At 64.4% G+C, this 15940-nt stretch carries 13 protein-coding genes; 6 read left to right on the top strand and 7 right to left on the bottom strand.

The window, feature by feature from the left end; genetic code table 11:
* The first annotated feature begins 310 nt into the window (after positions 1-310).
* Positions 311-547, top strand: a complete 237-nt coding sequence (locus tag WDX12_RS19700; RefSeq protein ID WP_434721680.1) for a hypothetical protein — start codon at positions 311-313, stop codon at positions 545-547.
* 15 nt (positions 548-562) lie between these two features.
* Here the strand turns inward: WDX12_RS19700 and WDX12_RS19695 are convergent, their stop codons facing one another.
* From WDX12_RS19695 to WDX12_RS19670, 6 genes are all read right to left on the bottom strand, one after another.
* Complete coding sequence (locus WDX12_RS19695) at positions 563-2170, bottom strand: FGGY-family carbohydrate kinase (RefSeq protein WP_434721679.1); 1608 nt, start codon at positions 2168-2170, stop codon at positions 563-565.
* Positions 2171-2309: 139 nt separating this feature from the next.
* Positions 2310-3038, bottom strand: a complete 729-nt coding sequence (locus WDX12_RS19690) for an SDR family oxidoreductase (protein ID WP_320294732.1) — start codon at positions 3036-3038, stop codon at positions 2310-2312.
* Positions 3039-3063: 25 nt separating this feature from the next.
* Positions 3064-4320, bottom strand: coding sequence for a sugar ABC transporter permease (locus WDX12_RS19685; protein WP_434721678.1), 1257 nt, complete (start codon positions 4318-4320; stop codon positions 3064-3066).
* Positions 4317-5153, bottom strand: coding sequence for an ATP-binding cassette domain-containing protein (locus WDX12_RS19680; protein WP_320294730.1), 837 nt, complete (start codon positions 5151-5153; stop codon positions 4317-4319). The genes WDX12_RS19685 and WDX12_RS19680 overlap by 4 nt, the downstream gene beginning before the upstream one ends.
* A 66-nt stretch (positions 5154-5219) precedes the next feature.
* Positions 5220-6302: an ABC transporter substrate-binding protein gene (locus WDX12_RS19675; RefSeq protein WP_434721677.1), complete on the bottom strand. Its 1083-nt coding sequence runs from the start codon at positions 6300-6302 to the stop codon at positions 5220-5222.
* A gap of 301 nt (positions 6303-6603) precedes the next feature.
* Positions 6604-7488, bottom strand: coding sequence for an AraC family transcriptional regulator (locus WDX12_RS19670; protein ID WP_320295035.1), 885 nt, complete (start codon positions 7486-7488; stop codon positions 6604-6606).
* A gap of 252 nt (positions 7489-7740) precedes the next feature.
* On the opposite strand from WDX12_RS19670, the gene WDX12_RS19665 reads away from it, so the two are divergent.
* On the top strand, positions 7741-8901 hold the full coding sequence (locus WDX12_RS19665) for a glycoside hydrolase family 25 protein (protein ID WP_434721676.1): 1161 nt from the start codon (positions 7741-7743) through the stop codon (positions 8899-8901).
* A gap of 13 nt (positions 8902-8914) precedes the next feature.
* Here the strand turns inward: WDX12_RS19665 and WDX12_RS19660 are convergent, their stop codons facing one another.
* Positions 8915-9757 carry an AraC family ligand binding domain-containing protein gene (locus WDX12_RS19660; protein ID WP_434725679.1) on the bottom strand — a complete coding sequence of 281 codons (843 nt, stop codon included), beginning with the start codon at positions 9755-9757 and terminating at the stop codon, positions 8915-8917.
* 247 nt (positions 9758-10004) lie between these two features.
* On the opposite strand from WDX12_RS19660, the gene WDX12_RS19655 reads away from it, so the two are divergent.
* From WDX12_RS19655 to WDX12_RS19640, 4 genes are all read left to right on the top strand, one after another.
* On the top strand, positions 10005-11471 hold the full coding sequence (locus tag WDX12_RS19655; protein ID WP_434721675.1) for an alpha-glucosidase/alpha-galactosidase: 1467 nt from the start codon (positions 10005-10007) through the stop codon (positions 11469-11471).
* Positions 11472-11578: 107 nt separating this feature from the next.
* Positions 11579-13657: an ABC transporter substrate-binding protein gene (locus WDX12_RS19650; protein ID WP_320294726.1), complete on the top strand. Its 2079-nt coding sequence runs from the start codon at positions 11579-11581 to the stop codon at positions 13655-13657.
* A gap of 113 nt (positions 13658-13770) precedes the next feature.
* On the top strand, positions 13771-14778 hold the full coding sequence (locus tag WDX12_RS19645) for an ABC transporter permease (protein WP_320294725.1): 1008 nt from the start codon (positions 13771-13773) through the stop codon (positions 14776-14778).
* The gene (locus WDX12_RS19640; RefSeq protein WP_320294724.1) at positions 14779-15933 is read left to right on the top strand and encodes an ABC transporter permease; all 1155 of its coding nucleotides are present in this window, start codon (positions 14779-14781) and stop codon (positions 15931-15933) included.
* The last annotated feature ends 7 nt before the right edge of the window (positions 15934-15940 follow it).

The raw sequence follows: 15940 nt of genomic DNA, 5'->3' as shown, positions 1-15940 counted from the left end.
GCGCCTGAGCTTCGTCATCCATGGGCGGAGCGGGAGCGAAGCGGACGCGTAGACCCGAGGATCCATTCCGTGACCCCGCGCGAAGGGTGCAACGGAGCAGAATTCTGGATCGTAGAGCAACGTCAACGTTACGGAATGGATTCTATGGTCTGCGCGCGTCGCTTCGCTCCTTGCTACGCCATAGAATGACGAAATCGCGAATGCCGGGCCAATTGTGGAGGCTATGGCTACCTCTCAAAATTACTGCAACAAGGAACTACATCCCGCTATGATCTGCCCGGACAATTCATAGAAACACCGGATACCAGCCATGCTTGCCAGACCCGACGCCTATCGGTGCATCGAATGCGGCCTGCCCTACCGGGCTCCAGGCTTCCACCACTATCACGGCATGCTTGAGGAAGGCCCCGCCTACTGGACCGATCGCGGCATATTGTGCTCGCCGCAATGCTCGCTCTCGCATCACAACAAGCGCAGGGCCGAAGGAACGCTGCCGCAGGAGCCGGCGTCCGATCCGTTCGAGGTGCCGACAGTCTTCCGGCGCTGACGCCTTGCCGATCCCTCAGCGCAAGCTGCGCCCCACCGCCTGCAGCGCCAGGAAGGCTTCGTAGCGGCGGTCGTGCCAGGCGCGGAAGTCGCCCGTCGCGGGTGTGAAAACATCACCAAGCCGGGACATGGATGGCATGGCGGTCGATAGGTCCGCGTACCGGCGCGCCGCGACCGCTCCGAGCATCGCGGCGCCGAGCAGCACCGGCTCCGGCGACTGCGAGGCGGCCACCGGCAGGCCGGCGGCGTCGGCAAGCAGCTGGCGCACCAGCGGCGACTGGCCGGCGCCGCCGCTGATGACGATGGTGTCGACGGCATGGCCGGACGAGGCCATAGCCGCCACGATCTGGCGCACGCCGTAGCCGAGGCCGCAAAGTCCGGCCACGTAAAGGCCGACGAGACTCTCGACGGAACGGTCGGTGCCGAGCCCGGCGATCAGGCCGCGCGCATCCGGATCGGCCAACGGCGAACGATTGCCGAGGAATTCGGGCACGACATGGATGCTTCCCGCAAGCGTGGCGGCGACCGACAGGTCGGGCGAACCCGCCGTGGCGGCCGCGGCGAGCCAATCGACCAGCGATTTGCCTTCGGCTGCAGCGCGCGCGGAAGCCTCGGCCTGGGCCGGGTGGAAATGCACCAGCAGATCGATGGCCGCGCCGGCCGCCGACTGGCCGCCCTCGCTCAGCCAGAACCCCGGCACCATGGCGGAATAATAGGGTCCCCATACACCCGGCACGAAGGCCGGACCTTCACTGCTCGCCATGGTGCAGGCCGAGGTGCCGAGCACATAGGCCATGCGCGAGACGATGGTGCCGGCATCGCCCGCGGCGCCGACGGTGCCGACGCCGCCGGCATGGGCGTCAATCAGCCCGGCGGCCACGATCGTGCCCGCAACCAGTCCCAGTTCGGCGGCGGCCGCCTCTGTCAGGCCGGCGCCCACCGCCGTGCCGGGATCGACCACATCCGTGCCGATACGGACAAAACCCTCGTCCGCTAGCTCGCCAAGTCCCACCGCATGGAAATAGCTGTCGTCCCAGCGCCGTTCATGGCTGAGATAGGTCCATTTGCAGGCCAGCGTGCAGACCGAGCGGGCAAGGCTGCCCGTGGCGCGCCAGGTCAGGTAATCGGCCAGGTCGAAGAAATGCCGCGCTCTGGCAAAGGTCTCGGGCAGGTTCTCCTTCAGCCATAGAAGCTTCGGCGTCTCCATCTCCGGCGAGATGACGCCGCCGACATAGTCGAGGACCGGATGCCGCAGCGCGTTGATGCGCCTGGTCTGGTCGAGGGCGCGATGATCCATCCAGACGATGATGTTTCGGTCGCTGTCTCCCGAGCGGCCTACCGGCAAAGGCTCGCCATCGTCGCCGACCACCACCAGCGAACAGGTCGCGTCGAAGCCGATGCCACCGATGTCCCGGGGATCGACGCCCGATTTCCCGACCGCCTCGCGCACGCTGGCGCATGCCGCCTGCCAGATGTCGCGACTGGATTGCTCGGCGATCTCGCCGGACTCGACGAAGAGAGCAATGTCGCGCTTGGCGGAAGCCAGGAGTTGGCCATGCTCGTCAAAGACGCCGGCGCGCGCGCTGCCGGTGCCGACATCGATGCCGAGGAAGTGGGAAGGCATGGGGGGCCTCGGGGTGAACGGTGAATGGTGAATGGTGAATGGTGAATGGTGAGTAGTTATTAGTTAGTAGCGAGTTGAGTAGACGATTTTCTATTCACTATTCACTATTCACTATTCACTATTCACTATTCACTACTCACTACAAATCGTTGCTCTGCGGCAGGATCACCAGATCGCGAATGGTGATGTTCCTTGGTCGCGTGAGCATGAACAGGACGGCGTCCGCGACCTCGGTGGGCTGCATCAGGCCACCGGCCGCCAGCTCGTCCTCGAGCTTCTGCTTCGGCCAATCGCTGATCAGCGCCGTCACCACCGGCCCCGGCGCCACGGCGCCGACGCGCAGGCCGTGCTTGGCGACCTGCCGGCGCAGCGTGTGGACGAAGGCCTGGATGGCGTGCTTCGAGGCCGTGTAGACCGGCTCCCAGACGACGGGGACCAGGCCTGCGATGGAGCTGGTGACGACGATGTCGCCGGTCTTGCGTCCGACCATATGCGGCAGCACGGCGTGCACCGAGCGGAACACCGAATTGATGTTGAGGTTCAGCATGCGGTCCCAGGCGTCGGGATCGCCGTTGAGGATCTCGCCGCCGACATAGGAGCCGGCATTGGCGTGGAAGATGTCGAGCTGGCCGGTCTTGTCGAGGATGCCGGGCAGCATGGTCGCCACGCTGGCCGGGCTGGTGAGGTCGACCACCAGCGGGATGGCGCCGGAGCCGAGCTCGGCGACGACCTCCTTCAACCTGTCCTCGGCGCGGTCGACCAGCACGACGCGGGCGCCGGCTGTCAGCATGGCCCTGGCGCATTCGAGGCCGATGCCCGATGCCGCGCCGGTGACCGCGGCGACTTTTCCCGAAAGATCGTGAGCCATGTGTACCCTTCTCGTTTGAAACTGTTCAGGCGCGGCCGTGCGAAGCACGGGACCTGCGCGCGAGGGAGTCGACGATCACGGCGATGGCCAGAACGGCACCGGTGATCATGTAGCGAAGCGACGAGGACAGATCGAGCAGCGTCAGGCCGCTGGCGATCGACTGGATGACGATGATGCCAAGCAGCGCGGAATAGGCGCTGCCACGACCGCCGAACAGGCTGGTGCCGCCGATGACCGCGGCCGCGATGGCGTTCAGGTTCACGTCGCCGGTGCCGGCCTGCTGGCTGGCGGAAGCGAGCCGCGCCGCGGCCAGCACGCCGCCGAGCGCGGCGAAGAGCGAGCATAGGGCGAAGGCGCTGAGATAGATGGCGCGCACCTTGATGCCGGCGCGCCGCGCCGCCTCGCGGTTGCCGCCGACGGCGGTCATCGAACGCCCCCATTTGGTCCGGGTGAGCGCATAATTCATCGCCACGACGAGGCCGACGAACAGGCCGAACATCCACGGTATGCCGCGCGACTGGTTGAGGTAGGCGACGATCAGCTCGAGGCCGATGGTGATAGTGGCGACGCGCAGGATGAGCCCCGTCGCGGACGGGGTCGACAGATTGGCCGCGCGGCGGCGCGCGAAGGTGCGAAGCCCGGAAACCAGCATCGCCAGGCCGGGGATCGCGGCAAGCGTGTGGGAGACCCATTTCGGCATCACCATCAGCTGGCCGAAATCCACCAGGGCCGAGCCGTAAGGCAGGTTGATTGATCCGGTGGAGCCGAGGATGTAGAGCTGCATGCCCAGCACCGCGAGCAGGCCGGCCAGCGTCGAGACGAAGCTCGGCATGCCGAGCCGGTTGAACAGCAAGGCATAGAGCGAGCCGATCAGGGCGCCGAAGGCCAGCGCCGCCAAGATGGCGAGCGCCACAGGCCAGCCCTGGTTGACCCAGAGCGTGCCGACCATCGCCGAGGCGAAGCCGCTGATCGAGCCGACGGAAAGGTCGATCTCGCCGACCATCAGCACGCAGACGATGCCGAGCGCGATGACGCCGACGGTCGAGCAATCGAACAGGAGGTTGACCAGATTGCTGCTCGAAACGAACACCGGGTTGAGGCTGGTGAACACGGTCCAGATGACCACGAGGCCGACGACGACCGGCAGCGAGCCGAGATCGCCGCTGCGCACGCGATCGAGGAAGGCGCGGAGCGCGCCGCCGACGCCGCTGTCATGCTTCACCCGCGTATCGGCGCGGTCGAGCGCCAGCGGGGCGGAGGCGCCTTGCTTGACGTCCGTCATGGGTGTTGCTCCCCCGCCTGTTCGCTGTCGCTGTGATCGCGCTCCATGCGCAGGCGCTCGGCGCGGCGCGACACCGCGTTGTTGGACGCGCCGGTGATGGCGCTGACCAGATCCTGGTTCGAGGCATCGGGTTCAAAGACGCCGTTGTTGCGCCCCAGCCTGAGAACGACGATGCGGTCGGCGACGGCGCGGACATCTTCCATGTTGTGGCTGATCATCACGACGCCGAGGCCGCGGGCGCGGACGCGGTCGATGAGGTTGAGCACCTCCGCCGTCTGGGCGACGCCGAGGGCTGCGGTCGGCTCGTCGAGCAGGATGAGCTTCGGTTCGAGCAGCAGCGAGCGCGCTATCGCCACCGTCTGGCGCTGGCCGCCGGACAGCGAGGCGACCGCCTCGCGCACGCTCGGGATGCGCGCCGACAATTCGTTGAGCAGCGTCCAGGCCCGCATCTCCATCGCCACTTCGTCCAGCCGGAGCGGGCTGAGCTCGTTGCCGAGGAAAATGTTGGCGACGACGTCGAGATTCTCGCAGAGCGCAAGATCCTGGAAAACCGTGGCGATGCCGAGCGTCAGCGCCGCGCGCGGGTCGGGCAGCGTCACCGCCCTGCCGCGGAAATTGATCGTTCCCGAGCTCGGCTGATGCACGCCGGCGAGTATCTTGACCAGCGTCGACTTTCCGGCGCCGTTGTCCCCGACCAGGGCCACGACCTCGCCGGCATGGACGTCGAAATCGATATCGGTCAGCGCCGAAACGGCGCCGAAATGCTTCGATATCCCGCGCAGGCTGAGCACCAGCTCGCCGACGGAAGCCGACCTTTCAGGACTCTCGTTCATGCGCCGCCCTTCTTGACAGTGTTTCCTGGACATCCGGCCGCCGACGGGCGGCCGGATGTCACCTGATCAGTTGGTGATGCCAAGCTTCTTGCAGCCCTCGGCATAGCGGTCGACGCAGAGCTCGGCGGCCGTGTTGATCTTCTTGTCGATGATCTCGGCCTTGAGGTTCTCCTGCGTCACCACCGCCGGCGTGAAGAGCTGCGAGGGCGTGTCGTAGAGCGTCATCTCGGCCTTCGGCGTCTCGCCCGACAACAGCTTGACGGCGACGTTGGCCGCCGCGGCCGCGACGATCTCGCTCGGCTTGGAGATGGTGTTGTACTGGTCGCCGGCGATGATCAACTGCAGCGCGGCGATCGTGGCGTCGTTGCCGGTCACCGGCGGAACCGGATCGACGCCGGCTGCCTTGAAGGCGGCGATGGCGCCGCCGCCGGTGCCGTCATTGGCGGCGACGACGCCTAGGATCTTGGCGCCGAAGCGGGTGACCTGTCCGCTCGCCCATTGCTGGGCCTTCGGCGGCGCCCATTCCGGCGTGTCGAACTCGGCCAGGATCGGGTAGCCGCTGTTGTCGAGACCCTCATGGATGCCCTTCTTGATCAGGCCGGCGGCGGCATCGGTCGGCGAGCCGTTGATCTGCAGCAGGCCGCCGCCGGCCGGGTCGACCTTCAGCGCCTTGAGATGCTCGACCAGCGAATCGGCAATGGCCTTGCCGATGCCTTCATTGTTGAAGGACACGTAGAAATCGGCGGGCGCCGTCGGGATGGGCCGGTCGTAGGCGATCACCTTGACGCCCTGGCTCTGCGCCAGCTTGACCAGCGAAGCGGCGGCGGTCGAATCCACGGGATCGAGCACGATGGCCTTGGCGCCCTGCGAGATCACCGAGTTGAACTGCTGCTGCTGGCGCGCCGCGTCGGCATCGGCGTTCTGGTAGATCACCTTGCAGCCAGGGCAGAGCTTCTTCATCTCGGCGACGAAGCCCGGATAGTCGTGCTGCTCGTAGCGGGTCGATGCCTGGTCGGGCATCAGGAAGGCAACCGTGGCGTCGGTGACCGTGGCGGCGAATGCCGCCGTGCTGCCGAGCAGCGAGACCGCGAAAATGGCCGCGATCGTCGATTTCAAGGCAAACGGCGATTTCCATGTATATCTGGTCATTCGAATGTCTCCGTTTCGAGAAATGGTTTCACGATGACCTGCGCGGGACGACGCGTCAGGCCTTGACTGCATGTCGAACTGTTGAAAGGAGTATTGTCAGCAGCGGCCGAGGATCGATCGATCCCGATAAGCCACGCAGATATCCTCCTGAGCATGCTGGATTTCGGGCAAACGAACCCCAGCACCGGGTGCCCTGCACCCCGCGTCTTTCCTTCCCTGAATGTTTCTTTGTTTGATGCAATTCCGGGCGCAAAATCTTTTCAGACTGGAATTGCTTTGAGCTCCTCCCGCTTCCTCCCTGTTAGGCGGCAATCTCCGCGTTGATGTTCTCAGCCAGCAAGGCCCTGAAGCGCGAAGGCGACATGCCCTTCTGCGCCAGGAACTGACGGTTGAAATTCGAGATGTTGTTGTAGCCGGCGGCGTAGCAGATTTCGGTGATCGACATCTGGCCTTCGCTCATCAGCAGCTGGCAGGCGAGGTTGATGCGCAGGCGGTTGACATACTGCACCAGCGCCATTCCGGTGTGCCGGCGGAAGCTGCGCGAGAAGGCGCTCGGGCTGCGCCCGGCGATCTCGGCCAGAGTGCCTTCGCTGAAGGGTTCGGTCAGGTGGCAGTTGATATAAGCGAGCGCCTGGTTGATGCCGGCCGACATGAAGCCGGACGGGTCGGGCAGATAGCCGGCGCTGGCCAGCGTGCGGACATCGCCGGCGCGGTTCAAGATGTCGAGCACGGCCATGAACAGCGACAGGCGGCGCACGCCCTGCGCCTCGGTCAGCTCCGCCAGCAAGGGCGCCGCAAGCTCGGCCGTCGCCGCCGAGAACAGCGCGCCGCGGCGGCTGGTTTCAAGAATGCCGGCGCAGGCGGCAAGCTCGGGCAAGGCGGCGGAAGCGTCGGCGATGAATTCTTCGGAGAACTGCACGACACGGCCGCGCAGCGGCACGGTCTCGCCCGGCGGCACATCGCTGACCCAGTTGTGCGGCAGGTTGGGCCCGGTGAGCACCAGATTGCCCGGCTCGAACTCGCCGATGAAGTCGCCGACGAAATAACGGCCGGTGGTGGCGACGACCAGATGCAGTTCGTATTCGGGATGGAAGTGCCAGCGCACGGTGCGGAAAGGATAGCCGTGGGCCCAGGCCTTGAACGACTCTCCTTGTCTGATCTGGACGACTTCCAGGTCCGGATTCATCTTCATTTTCCTCCCCGCGCGGGTCCGGTCTTGTGACCGGTTGCTGCGCTTCGTTTGGGCAAGCCGTGTATTCCCACTGGCCACCGCGATGGAAAGCTTAGGCGGCAATTGAAGCGCCTGCCACCACGGCTTGTCCACCCGACCGATACTTTTTTGACGTTTTGGAGCGGACCGAAGCAAGCCGATGTTGTGAAAGCAATTCCTTAACCATAGCGGTTCAGGATCGTCCCCTGGTCAGTGGGGACACCCTGATTGAAAAAGCCGGCGCGCCCTCTTCGCCGCCTGGCGCTTCTCGCGGCGGCGGTTGCGCTTGGCACGGCGGCACAGGCCTCGGATTTCTCCGAGCCGTGGAAGAATGCCGACCGCCCGCTGGTGATCGACGCCTACGAATACAATTCCATCGACTGGCAGCAGCTCGTCACCGACAAGCGCATCGCCGGCTTCATCAACAAGGCGTCCGACGGGCTGCCGCCACCTTACTTCTGCTTCGGGGCCGAGGCCGACGTCAAACTCTGCAAGGCGCAATGGAAGCGCTATGCGGTGACGCGCGAATTGTTCCAGACGCGCAAGGTGGTGGCCAAGGCGCTCGGCCTGAAATGGGGCGCCTATCATCTCGCCCGCCCCGGCAACCCGGTCGAGCAGGCCAACAATTTCATCGATTTCGCCGAACCGGCTCCGGATGAGCTGATGGCCCTCGACATCGAAGGCATCGATGCCACGCAATGGATGTCGCTGGAGGACGCGGAGGAATTCGTGCGCCAGGTGCATCGTCGCCTCGGCCGTTTCCCGGTCCTCTATGTCAACGGCAAGACGGCCCAGTACATCGCCGACAACCGTTACCAGTACCGCCTGCTGTCGCGGCTGCCGCTCTGGTATGCGCGCTACAAGCCGGACATCGACGTGCATTTCCCGATGGGCAACTGGCAGGGCTATGCGCTGTGGCAATTTTCGGCGCAGGCCAATTGCGGCCGTTTCCGCTGCCCCTATCGCGTGCCGGGCACGCCCCACGACATCGACGTTTCCGTCGCGCCGATGAGCGCCGACGAACTGCGCCAGGAATGGGCCTTTGGCGGACTGCTCGACGTGCCGGCCGACTACCTCGCCTCGATCCCGGTGCCGGTACCACGTGAGACGGCGCTGGCCGGCAAGGTGACCATCACCTATGCCGACGTGGCGACGCCGCCGACCGTCGAGGAGATGGTCGCCGTGCTCGGATCGCGCTGGGAAAGATTCCGCGACGGATTCCGCATGCCGGTGGTGAAGACGGTGCCACAGCGGCCGGGCTTCGGCATCGTGCAATATGTCGCCTGGAAACGGACCGAGCAGCGCACGCCCGAGCAGATCGATGCGGCTTTCGCGGCGGCCGATCCGGTCAATACTGCTTCGACCGCTCTCGACCACAGGCGACACTGAGCCCCAAGCATCATCAACGATGGTTGCCCAGGCTGGCATACATGCCGGTGGTGCGGAACTGCGTCGGGTTGATGCCGTAGCAGCGGCGAAAGACTTTTGAGAAGTAGTTCGCGTCCTCGAAGCCGCACAGCACCGCGACTTCCTTCACCGGCAGGAAATCCGCTTTGGTGAGCAGCTTCGCCGCGCGCTGCAGCCGCTGCTGCAGAACAAATTCTGCCGGCGGCAGCCCCTCGCTCTCGGCGAAGCAGCGCGAGAAATGGGCGCGGCTCAGGCCGCTGATCTCGACCAGCTCCGCCACCGGCAGCGGCTTGTCGAGATTGGCGTTGATGTGGTCGATGACCGGCTGCATGGCGCTCTGCTTCTCGGCGAAGGCGTGCGAGCCGAAGACGTCGTCGTAAAGCGCCATCGCCGCCTCATAGGCGATCGCCGACGCGGCGCCCGGTGAACCCGCCCCCTTGATGAGCCGCAGGCTGCAGTCGGCAAGGTGATCGACGGTGGCCGGCTGCAGCCGGAACACCGGGCCCGAAACGCTGAGGATCGACTTGTGGATGCGCAGTGCCTCCTCGCCATTCATCGAGATCCAGAAATATTCCCAGCGGTCGCCCTTGGCCAACCAGTAGCGATGATTGTGCGGCACCAGCACCAGCAGCGTGTCGTTCGCCTGCAGACGGTAGTTGCGGCTCTCGTAGCGCAATTGGCCGGTGCCGCTGATCGTATGCTGGAGCACGGTGAACGGGGTCTGGCCGCGCTTCCTGCCGTCCCAGTCGTAGGTCTCGTCCTCGCGCAGCTCATAGCCGGTGCTGGTCGGCATGGCATGCAGGCGCTGGCGGCCGCGCGGCAGCGAGATCGTGCGCATCAGCTTTCCGTTGGCGATCAGGTCTCGCAGCACAAAATTACCCTCGAAAGCATAATCCTTCTCTGGCCGCGCCGGCGAATAAGCGCATAATCCGGCCCTCAAAGACGCGAAAGACCCGCGGTCGAGGAGCGGGCGGGAGGAGAAAAAGCCGGATTTCCGGCTTTGAATGGCGGGCGCGCTGTTGCGTGCGGCCATATCCTCCCTTGTTGCTCCTTGCCTAGCATTCGATTGGATCGAGGTGAAGGTGATGAGTTTCAAAATCGCTATTATCGGCGCCGGCAGCGTCGGATTCACCAAGAAGCTGTTCACCGACATCCTGTGCGTGCCGGAATTCAAGGACATCGAATTCGCGCTGACCGATGTCAGCGAGCACAATCTCGGCATGATCAAGGCGATCCTCGACCGGATCGTCGAGGCGAACAAATTGCCGACCAAGGTGACGGCGACCACGAACCGCCGCGAGGCGCTGGAGGGCGCGCGCTACATCATCAGCTGCGTGCGCGTCGGCGGGCTTGAAGCCTATGCCGACGACATCCGCATCCCGCTGAAATATGGCATCGACCAATGCGTCGGCGACACGATCTGCGCCGGCGGCATCCTCTACGGCCAGCGCAATATCCCGGTGATCCTCGACTTCTGCCGGGATATCCGCGAAGTCGCCGACACGAACGCCAAGTTCCTCAACTACGCCAACCCGATGGCGATGAACACCTGGGCCGCGATCGAATACGGCAAGGTCGACACGGTCGGGCTCTGCCACGGCGTGCAGCATGGCGCCGAACAGATCGCCGAAGTGCTCGGCGCGAAGTCGCCTCGGGAGCTCGACTATGTCTGCTCCGGCATCAACCACCAGACCTGGTTCATCGGGCTCAGGCTGAACGGCCGGCAGATCGGCAAGGACGAGCTGGTCGCCGCCTTCGAGGCGCATCCGGTCTATTCGAAGCAGGAGAAGCTGCGCATCGACGTTTTGAAGCGTTTCGGCGTCTATTCGACCGAAAGCAACGGCCATCTGTCGGAATATCTGCCCTGGTATCGCAAGCGGCCCGACGAGATCACGCGCTGGATCGACATGTCCGACTGGATCCATGGCGAGACCGGCGGCTACCTGCGCTACTCGACCGAGACCCGCAACTGGTTCGAGACCGAATATCCGCAATTCCTCGAAGCGGCCTCGAAGCCGATCGACCCGGCGAAGCGCTCGAACGAGCATGCCAGCCGCATCCTCGAGGCGCTGGAGACCAACCGCGTCTATCGCGGCCATTTCAACGTCAAGAACGACGGCGTGATCACCAACCTGCCGCAGGACGCCATCATCGAATCGCCCGGCTTCGTCGACCGTTTCGGCATCAACATGGCGGCCGGCATCACGCTGCCGGAGGCCTGCGCCGCAACCTGCATGGCTTCGATCAACGTGCAACGCATGTCGGTGCATGCGGCCATTTCCGGCGACATCGACCTCTTGAAGCTCGCCGTGCTGCACGATCCGCTGGTGGGCGCCGTGTCGACCCCGGAAGAAGTCTGGCAGATGGTGGACGAGATGGTCGTCGCCCAGGCTCAATGGCTGCCGCAATATGCCGATGCCATTCCGGCGGCGAAGGAGCGGCTTTCGAAATCCAAGGTCAAGACCCGCGAATGGGCGGGCGCGGCGCGGCGGAGCGTGCGTTCGATCGAGGAATTGCGCGCCGAAAAGGCGGCGCTCAAACAGGCCGGCTGAGATCGCCCGGGCATGCTGACGGACGCGCAGGAGGTACGTCCGCCAAAGTCGGCCATTCAGAACAAGAAGCGGGCAGCAGCAGGCGTCCAAACAACTGGGAGGAGACGATGAGGACCTTACGCAGAATAGGCTTTGCCGCCGGACTGGCGATGAGCGTTGCCATTCCGGCATACGCCTTGGCATCCGAACCGACGATCCCGCCCGAGCCGGCGACGTTTCCGGCCGAAGGCAAGATCCACTATGTGGCGCGCGATTCCATCCTGGAGTTCAAGGCGCTGCCGCAATATCACGAGCCGGAGTGGGTGACGGAGAGATACGTCAAGACCGGCAAGCTGCCGCCGGTCAAGGACCGCCTGCCCAAGGAACCGCTGGTCTTCAAGACCGGCAACATGCCGGACGGCATCGGCGTCTACGGTGATACGATGCGCCACGTCATCGGCGGCAGGCCGGAAGGCTGGAACTACGGCGCCGGCCAGACGCAAGGCTGGGGCGGCATCGACATCGGCCTGTCCGAATGCCTGACGCGCACGGCGCCGCTGTTCCAGGTCGAGGCCAAGGACACCGAGCCGCTGCCCAACCTCGCCAAGAGCTGGGACTGGTCGAGCGACGGCCACAAGCTGACCATGCATCTGATCGAAGGCGCCAAATGGTCCGACGGCGCTCCCTTCAACGCCGACGACGTCATGTTCTACTGGGACGACGAGGTGGTCGATCCAAACGTCTCGCCGCTGAACGGCGCCACGCCCGAAACCTTCGGCGTCGGCACGACGCTGAAGAAGATCGACGACAACACCGTCGAGTGGACGTTCAAGGACGCCTTCCCGCGGCAATATCTCTATGCGATGGCCTACGGCACCTTCTGCCCCGGCCCGTCGCATATCCTGAAGCCACAGCATCCGAAATATTCGAAGAACACCTACGACCAGTTCAAGAACGCCTTCCCGCCCGAATATATGAACATGCCGGTCATGGGCGCCTGGGTACCGGTCGAGTACCGGCCGGACGACATCATCGTCATGCGCCGCAACCCCTACTATTGGAAGGTGGACGAGAAGGGCAACCAGCTGCCTTATCTCAACGAGTTGCACTACAAGCTGTCGACCTGGGCCGACCGCGACGTCCAGGCGGTGGCGGGCTCCGGAGACTTCTCCAATCTCGAGCAACCGGAGAATTTCGTCGCCTCGCTGAAACGAGCGGCGGAAGCCAATGCGCCGGCCAGGCTCGCATTCGGTCCGCGGCTGATCGGCTACAATCTGCGCTTGAACTTCTCCGCCAATGGCTGGGGCAACCCGGACGAGCGTGGCCAGGCGATCCGCGAGCTGAACCGTAACGAGGATTTCCGCAAGGCCGTGACCATGGCGATCGACCGCAAGGCGCTGGGCGGGTCACTGGTCAAGGGGCCGTTCACCGCCATCTATCCCGGCGGCTTCTCCTCCGGCACCAGCTTCTATGACCGCAAGTCGACGGTGTACTATCCGTTCGATCTCGAAGGCGCCAAGGCCGAGCTCGCCAAGGCCGGTCTCAAGGATACCGACGGCGACGGTTTCGTGAATTTCCCGGCGGGCACCGCCGGCGGCAAGAATGTCGAGATCGTGATGCTGGTCAACAACGACTACACGACCGACAAGAGCCTCGCCGAAGGCGTGGTGGCGCAGATGGAGAAACTGGGCTTGCGGGTCGTGCTCAACGGACTTAACGGCACCCAGCGCGACGCCACGCAATATTCCGGCCGCTTCGACTGGCTGATCCGGCGCAACGAGCAGGAGCTGACTTCCGTCGTGCAGAACACCGTGCAACTCGCGCCCGTCGGCCCCAAAACCAGCTGGGATCACCGCGCGCCCGAAAGCGGCGTGGTCGACCTGATGCCCTTCGAAAAGGACCTTGTCGATATCATCAACAAGTTCGTCTCCTCGTCAAACAATGACGAGCGCGCCAGCCTGATGAAGAAATTCCAGAAGATCTCGACCGAACATGTCTACAATATCGGCCTGACGGAATATCCGGGCGCGCTGATCGTCAACAAGCGCTTCTCCAACATCCCGCAGGGCACGCCGATCTTCATGTTCAACTGGGCCGAGGATTCGATCATCCGCGAACGGGTTTTCGTCGCGGCCGACAAACAGGCGAAATATGAATTGTTCCCCGAAGAGCTTCCCGGCAAGCCGGGTGACAAGGGTCCGATGTAAGGTCTACCTCCCCTGACCAAGAGACGTCCGGCCGCGTCGCGGCGCGGCCGGACAAACGAAACCTCCGAACGCACCCGAGGGAGCGACCGGTCAAAAAAGGAAGCGGACCGTCCATGCTGCGATTCCTGCTCATGCGCATAGCGTCGGCGCTTCCGGTCCTCCTCATCCTGAGCCTGGTCACCTTCGCCATCATCCAGGCGCCACCCGGCGACTATGCAGACTACATCCGCTCGCAGTTGATCAACCAGGGCGGCGCGTCCTTCGCCGAAGCCGACGCGCAGGCGCAGGCCTACCGTGTAGAGCACGGCCTCGATAAGCCGCTGCCCGTCCAGTACCTCAACTGGATCGGCGGCATCGTCACCCGCGGCGATTTCGGCTACAGCCTCTACTACAACAAGCCGGTGGCCGATGTGGTGGGCGAGCGCTTGCCGCGCACCTTGCTTCTGGCGCTGGTCTGCCATCTGCTCGCCTCGGTGCTTGGCATCACCTTCGGCATATGGGCGGCGACGCGGCAATATTCCTGGATCGACACGACACTTTCGGCGATCTCGTTCCTCGGCATGACGGTGCCGCGCTTCCTGATGGCGCTGATCATCGTCTATCTCCTGGTCTTCCAGTTCAACGTTTCGGAGATCGGCTCGTTCTTCTCGCCGCAATATGGCGGCGCGCCGTGGTCGTGGGCGAAGTTCGTCGACCTGGTCAAGCATGTCTGGCCGGTGGTGGCGATCGCGACCTTCGGCGGCCTCGCCTACAATATGCGCGTGATGCGCGGCAACCTGCTCGACACGCTCAACGCCCAATATGTCGAGACGGCCAAGGCCAAGGGCCTGACCGGCGGCGCCGTCGTCATGCGGCATGCCGTGCCCAACGCGCTGCATCCGCTGGTGATGTATCAGGGCGTGGTGCTGCCCTATATGCTGACCGGCGAGATCGAAACGGCGATCATCTTCGCACTGCCGACCGTCGGTCCGGCGATCGTCGGTTCGATGGCGGTCGGCGACGTCTATGTCACGGCCACCTTCATGATGGTGCTGTCGGCGACGCTGATTGTCGGCAACATCGTCGCCGACATGCTCCTCGTCCTGCTCGACCCGCGCATTCGCCAGTTCGGGGAGCGCTAGATGCTGGCCCGCGACCCCTCACCGCCGCCCCCATCCCTCACGCCCTTGCCGACCGAAGGCGTCGCGGTGGCCGGACCCGCGCATGGCAACGAGAGCTACATCGCGCTTGTCTGGCGCCGGCTGAAGCGTTCCTGGACCGGCATGGCCGGGCTTTGCCTGGTGGTGCTGCTGCTGGTCATGGCGGTGTTCGCCGAATTCCTGGCGCCGATGGACCCCAAGGCGACCGACGTCGCCTTCGCGCCGCCGCAAGTGCCTGTTTTCCACGACAAGGACGGCAATTTCGTCGCGCGGCCGCGGGTCTATGCGCTGTCCGATTCGGCCGATCTCGATCCGGTCACCTTCCAGCCGATCGTCGGCCCCGACTACGACCATCCAAGGCTGCTCGGCTTCTTCGTCGAGGGCGCTCCCTACAAGCTTCTCGGCCTCATCCCGGCGAACCGGCATTTCTTCGCCTCGATGGACGGCCAGCCGGTGCATTTCCTCGGCACCGACAAGTTCGGCCGCGACGTGCTGTCACGCGCCATCCACGGCTCGCGTGTGTCGCTGATGATCGCGCTGACGGTAGTCTTCATCATCACGGTCATCGGCACCAGCATCGGCATGATCTCCGGCTATTTCGGCGGCAAGTTCGACGTCTGGATGCAGCGCTTCGTCGAGCTTGTGCTTGCCTTCCCGCAACTGCCGCTTTACCTCGCGCTGACGACGCTGATCCCGGTCACCGCGCCGACCAATGTCTTCCTTGGCTTCGTCATCATCGTCATGTCGGCGCTGGGCTGGGCGCAGATGTCGCGCGAGGTGCGCGGCAAGACGCTGGCGCTGGCGCGGATCGACTATGTGCGCGCCGCCATGGCGGTCGGCGCCACCGACCGGCGCATCATCATGCAACACATCTTCCCCAATGTGATGAGCCACGTGATCGTCGCGGTGACACTGGCGATCCCGACGGTGGTGCTGCTCGAATCCTTCCTCGGCTTCCTCGGCTTCGCGGTGAAGCCGCCGCTGATCTCGTGGGGGCTGATGCTGCAGGACACCGCGACCTATTCGGTCATCGGCACCTATCCGTGGATCCTGTCGCCAGTCGGCTTCGTGCTGATCACAGTCTTTGCCTTCAACGCGCTGGGCGACGGCCTGCGCGATGCCGTCGATCCCTATTGAGGTGGCC

The sequence above is a fragment of the Mesorhizobium sp. RIZ17 genome (genome assembly GCF_051127865.1).
GTDB classification, from domain to species: domain Bacteria; phylum Pseudomonadota; class Alphaproteobacteria; order Rhizobiales; family Rhizobiaceae; genus Mesorhizobium; species Mesorhizobium humile.
This window is presented reverse-complemented; position numbering and strand designations above follow the sequence as displayed.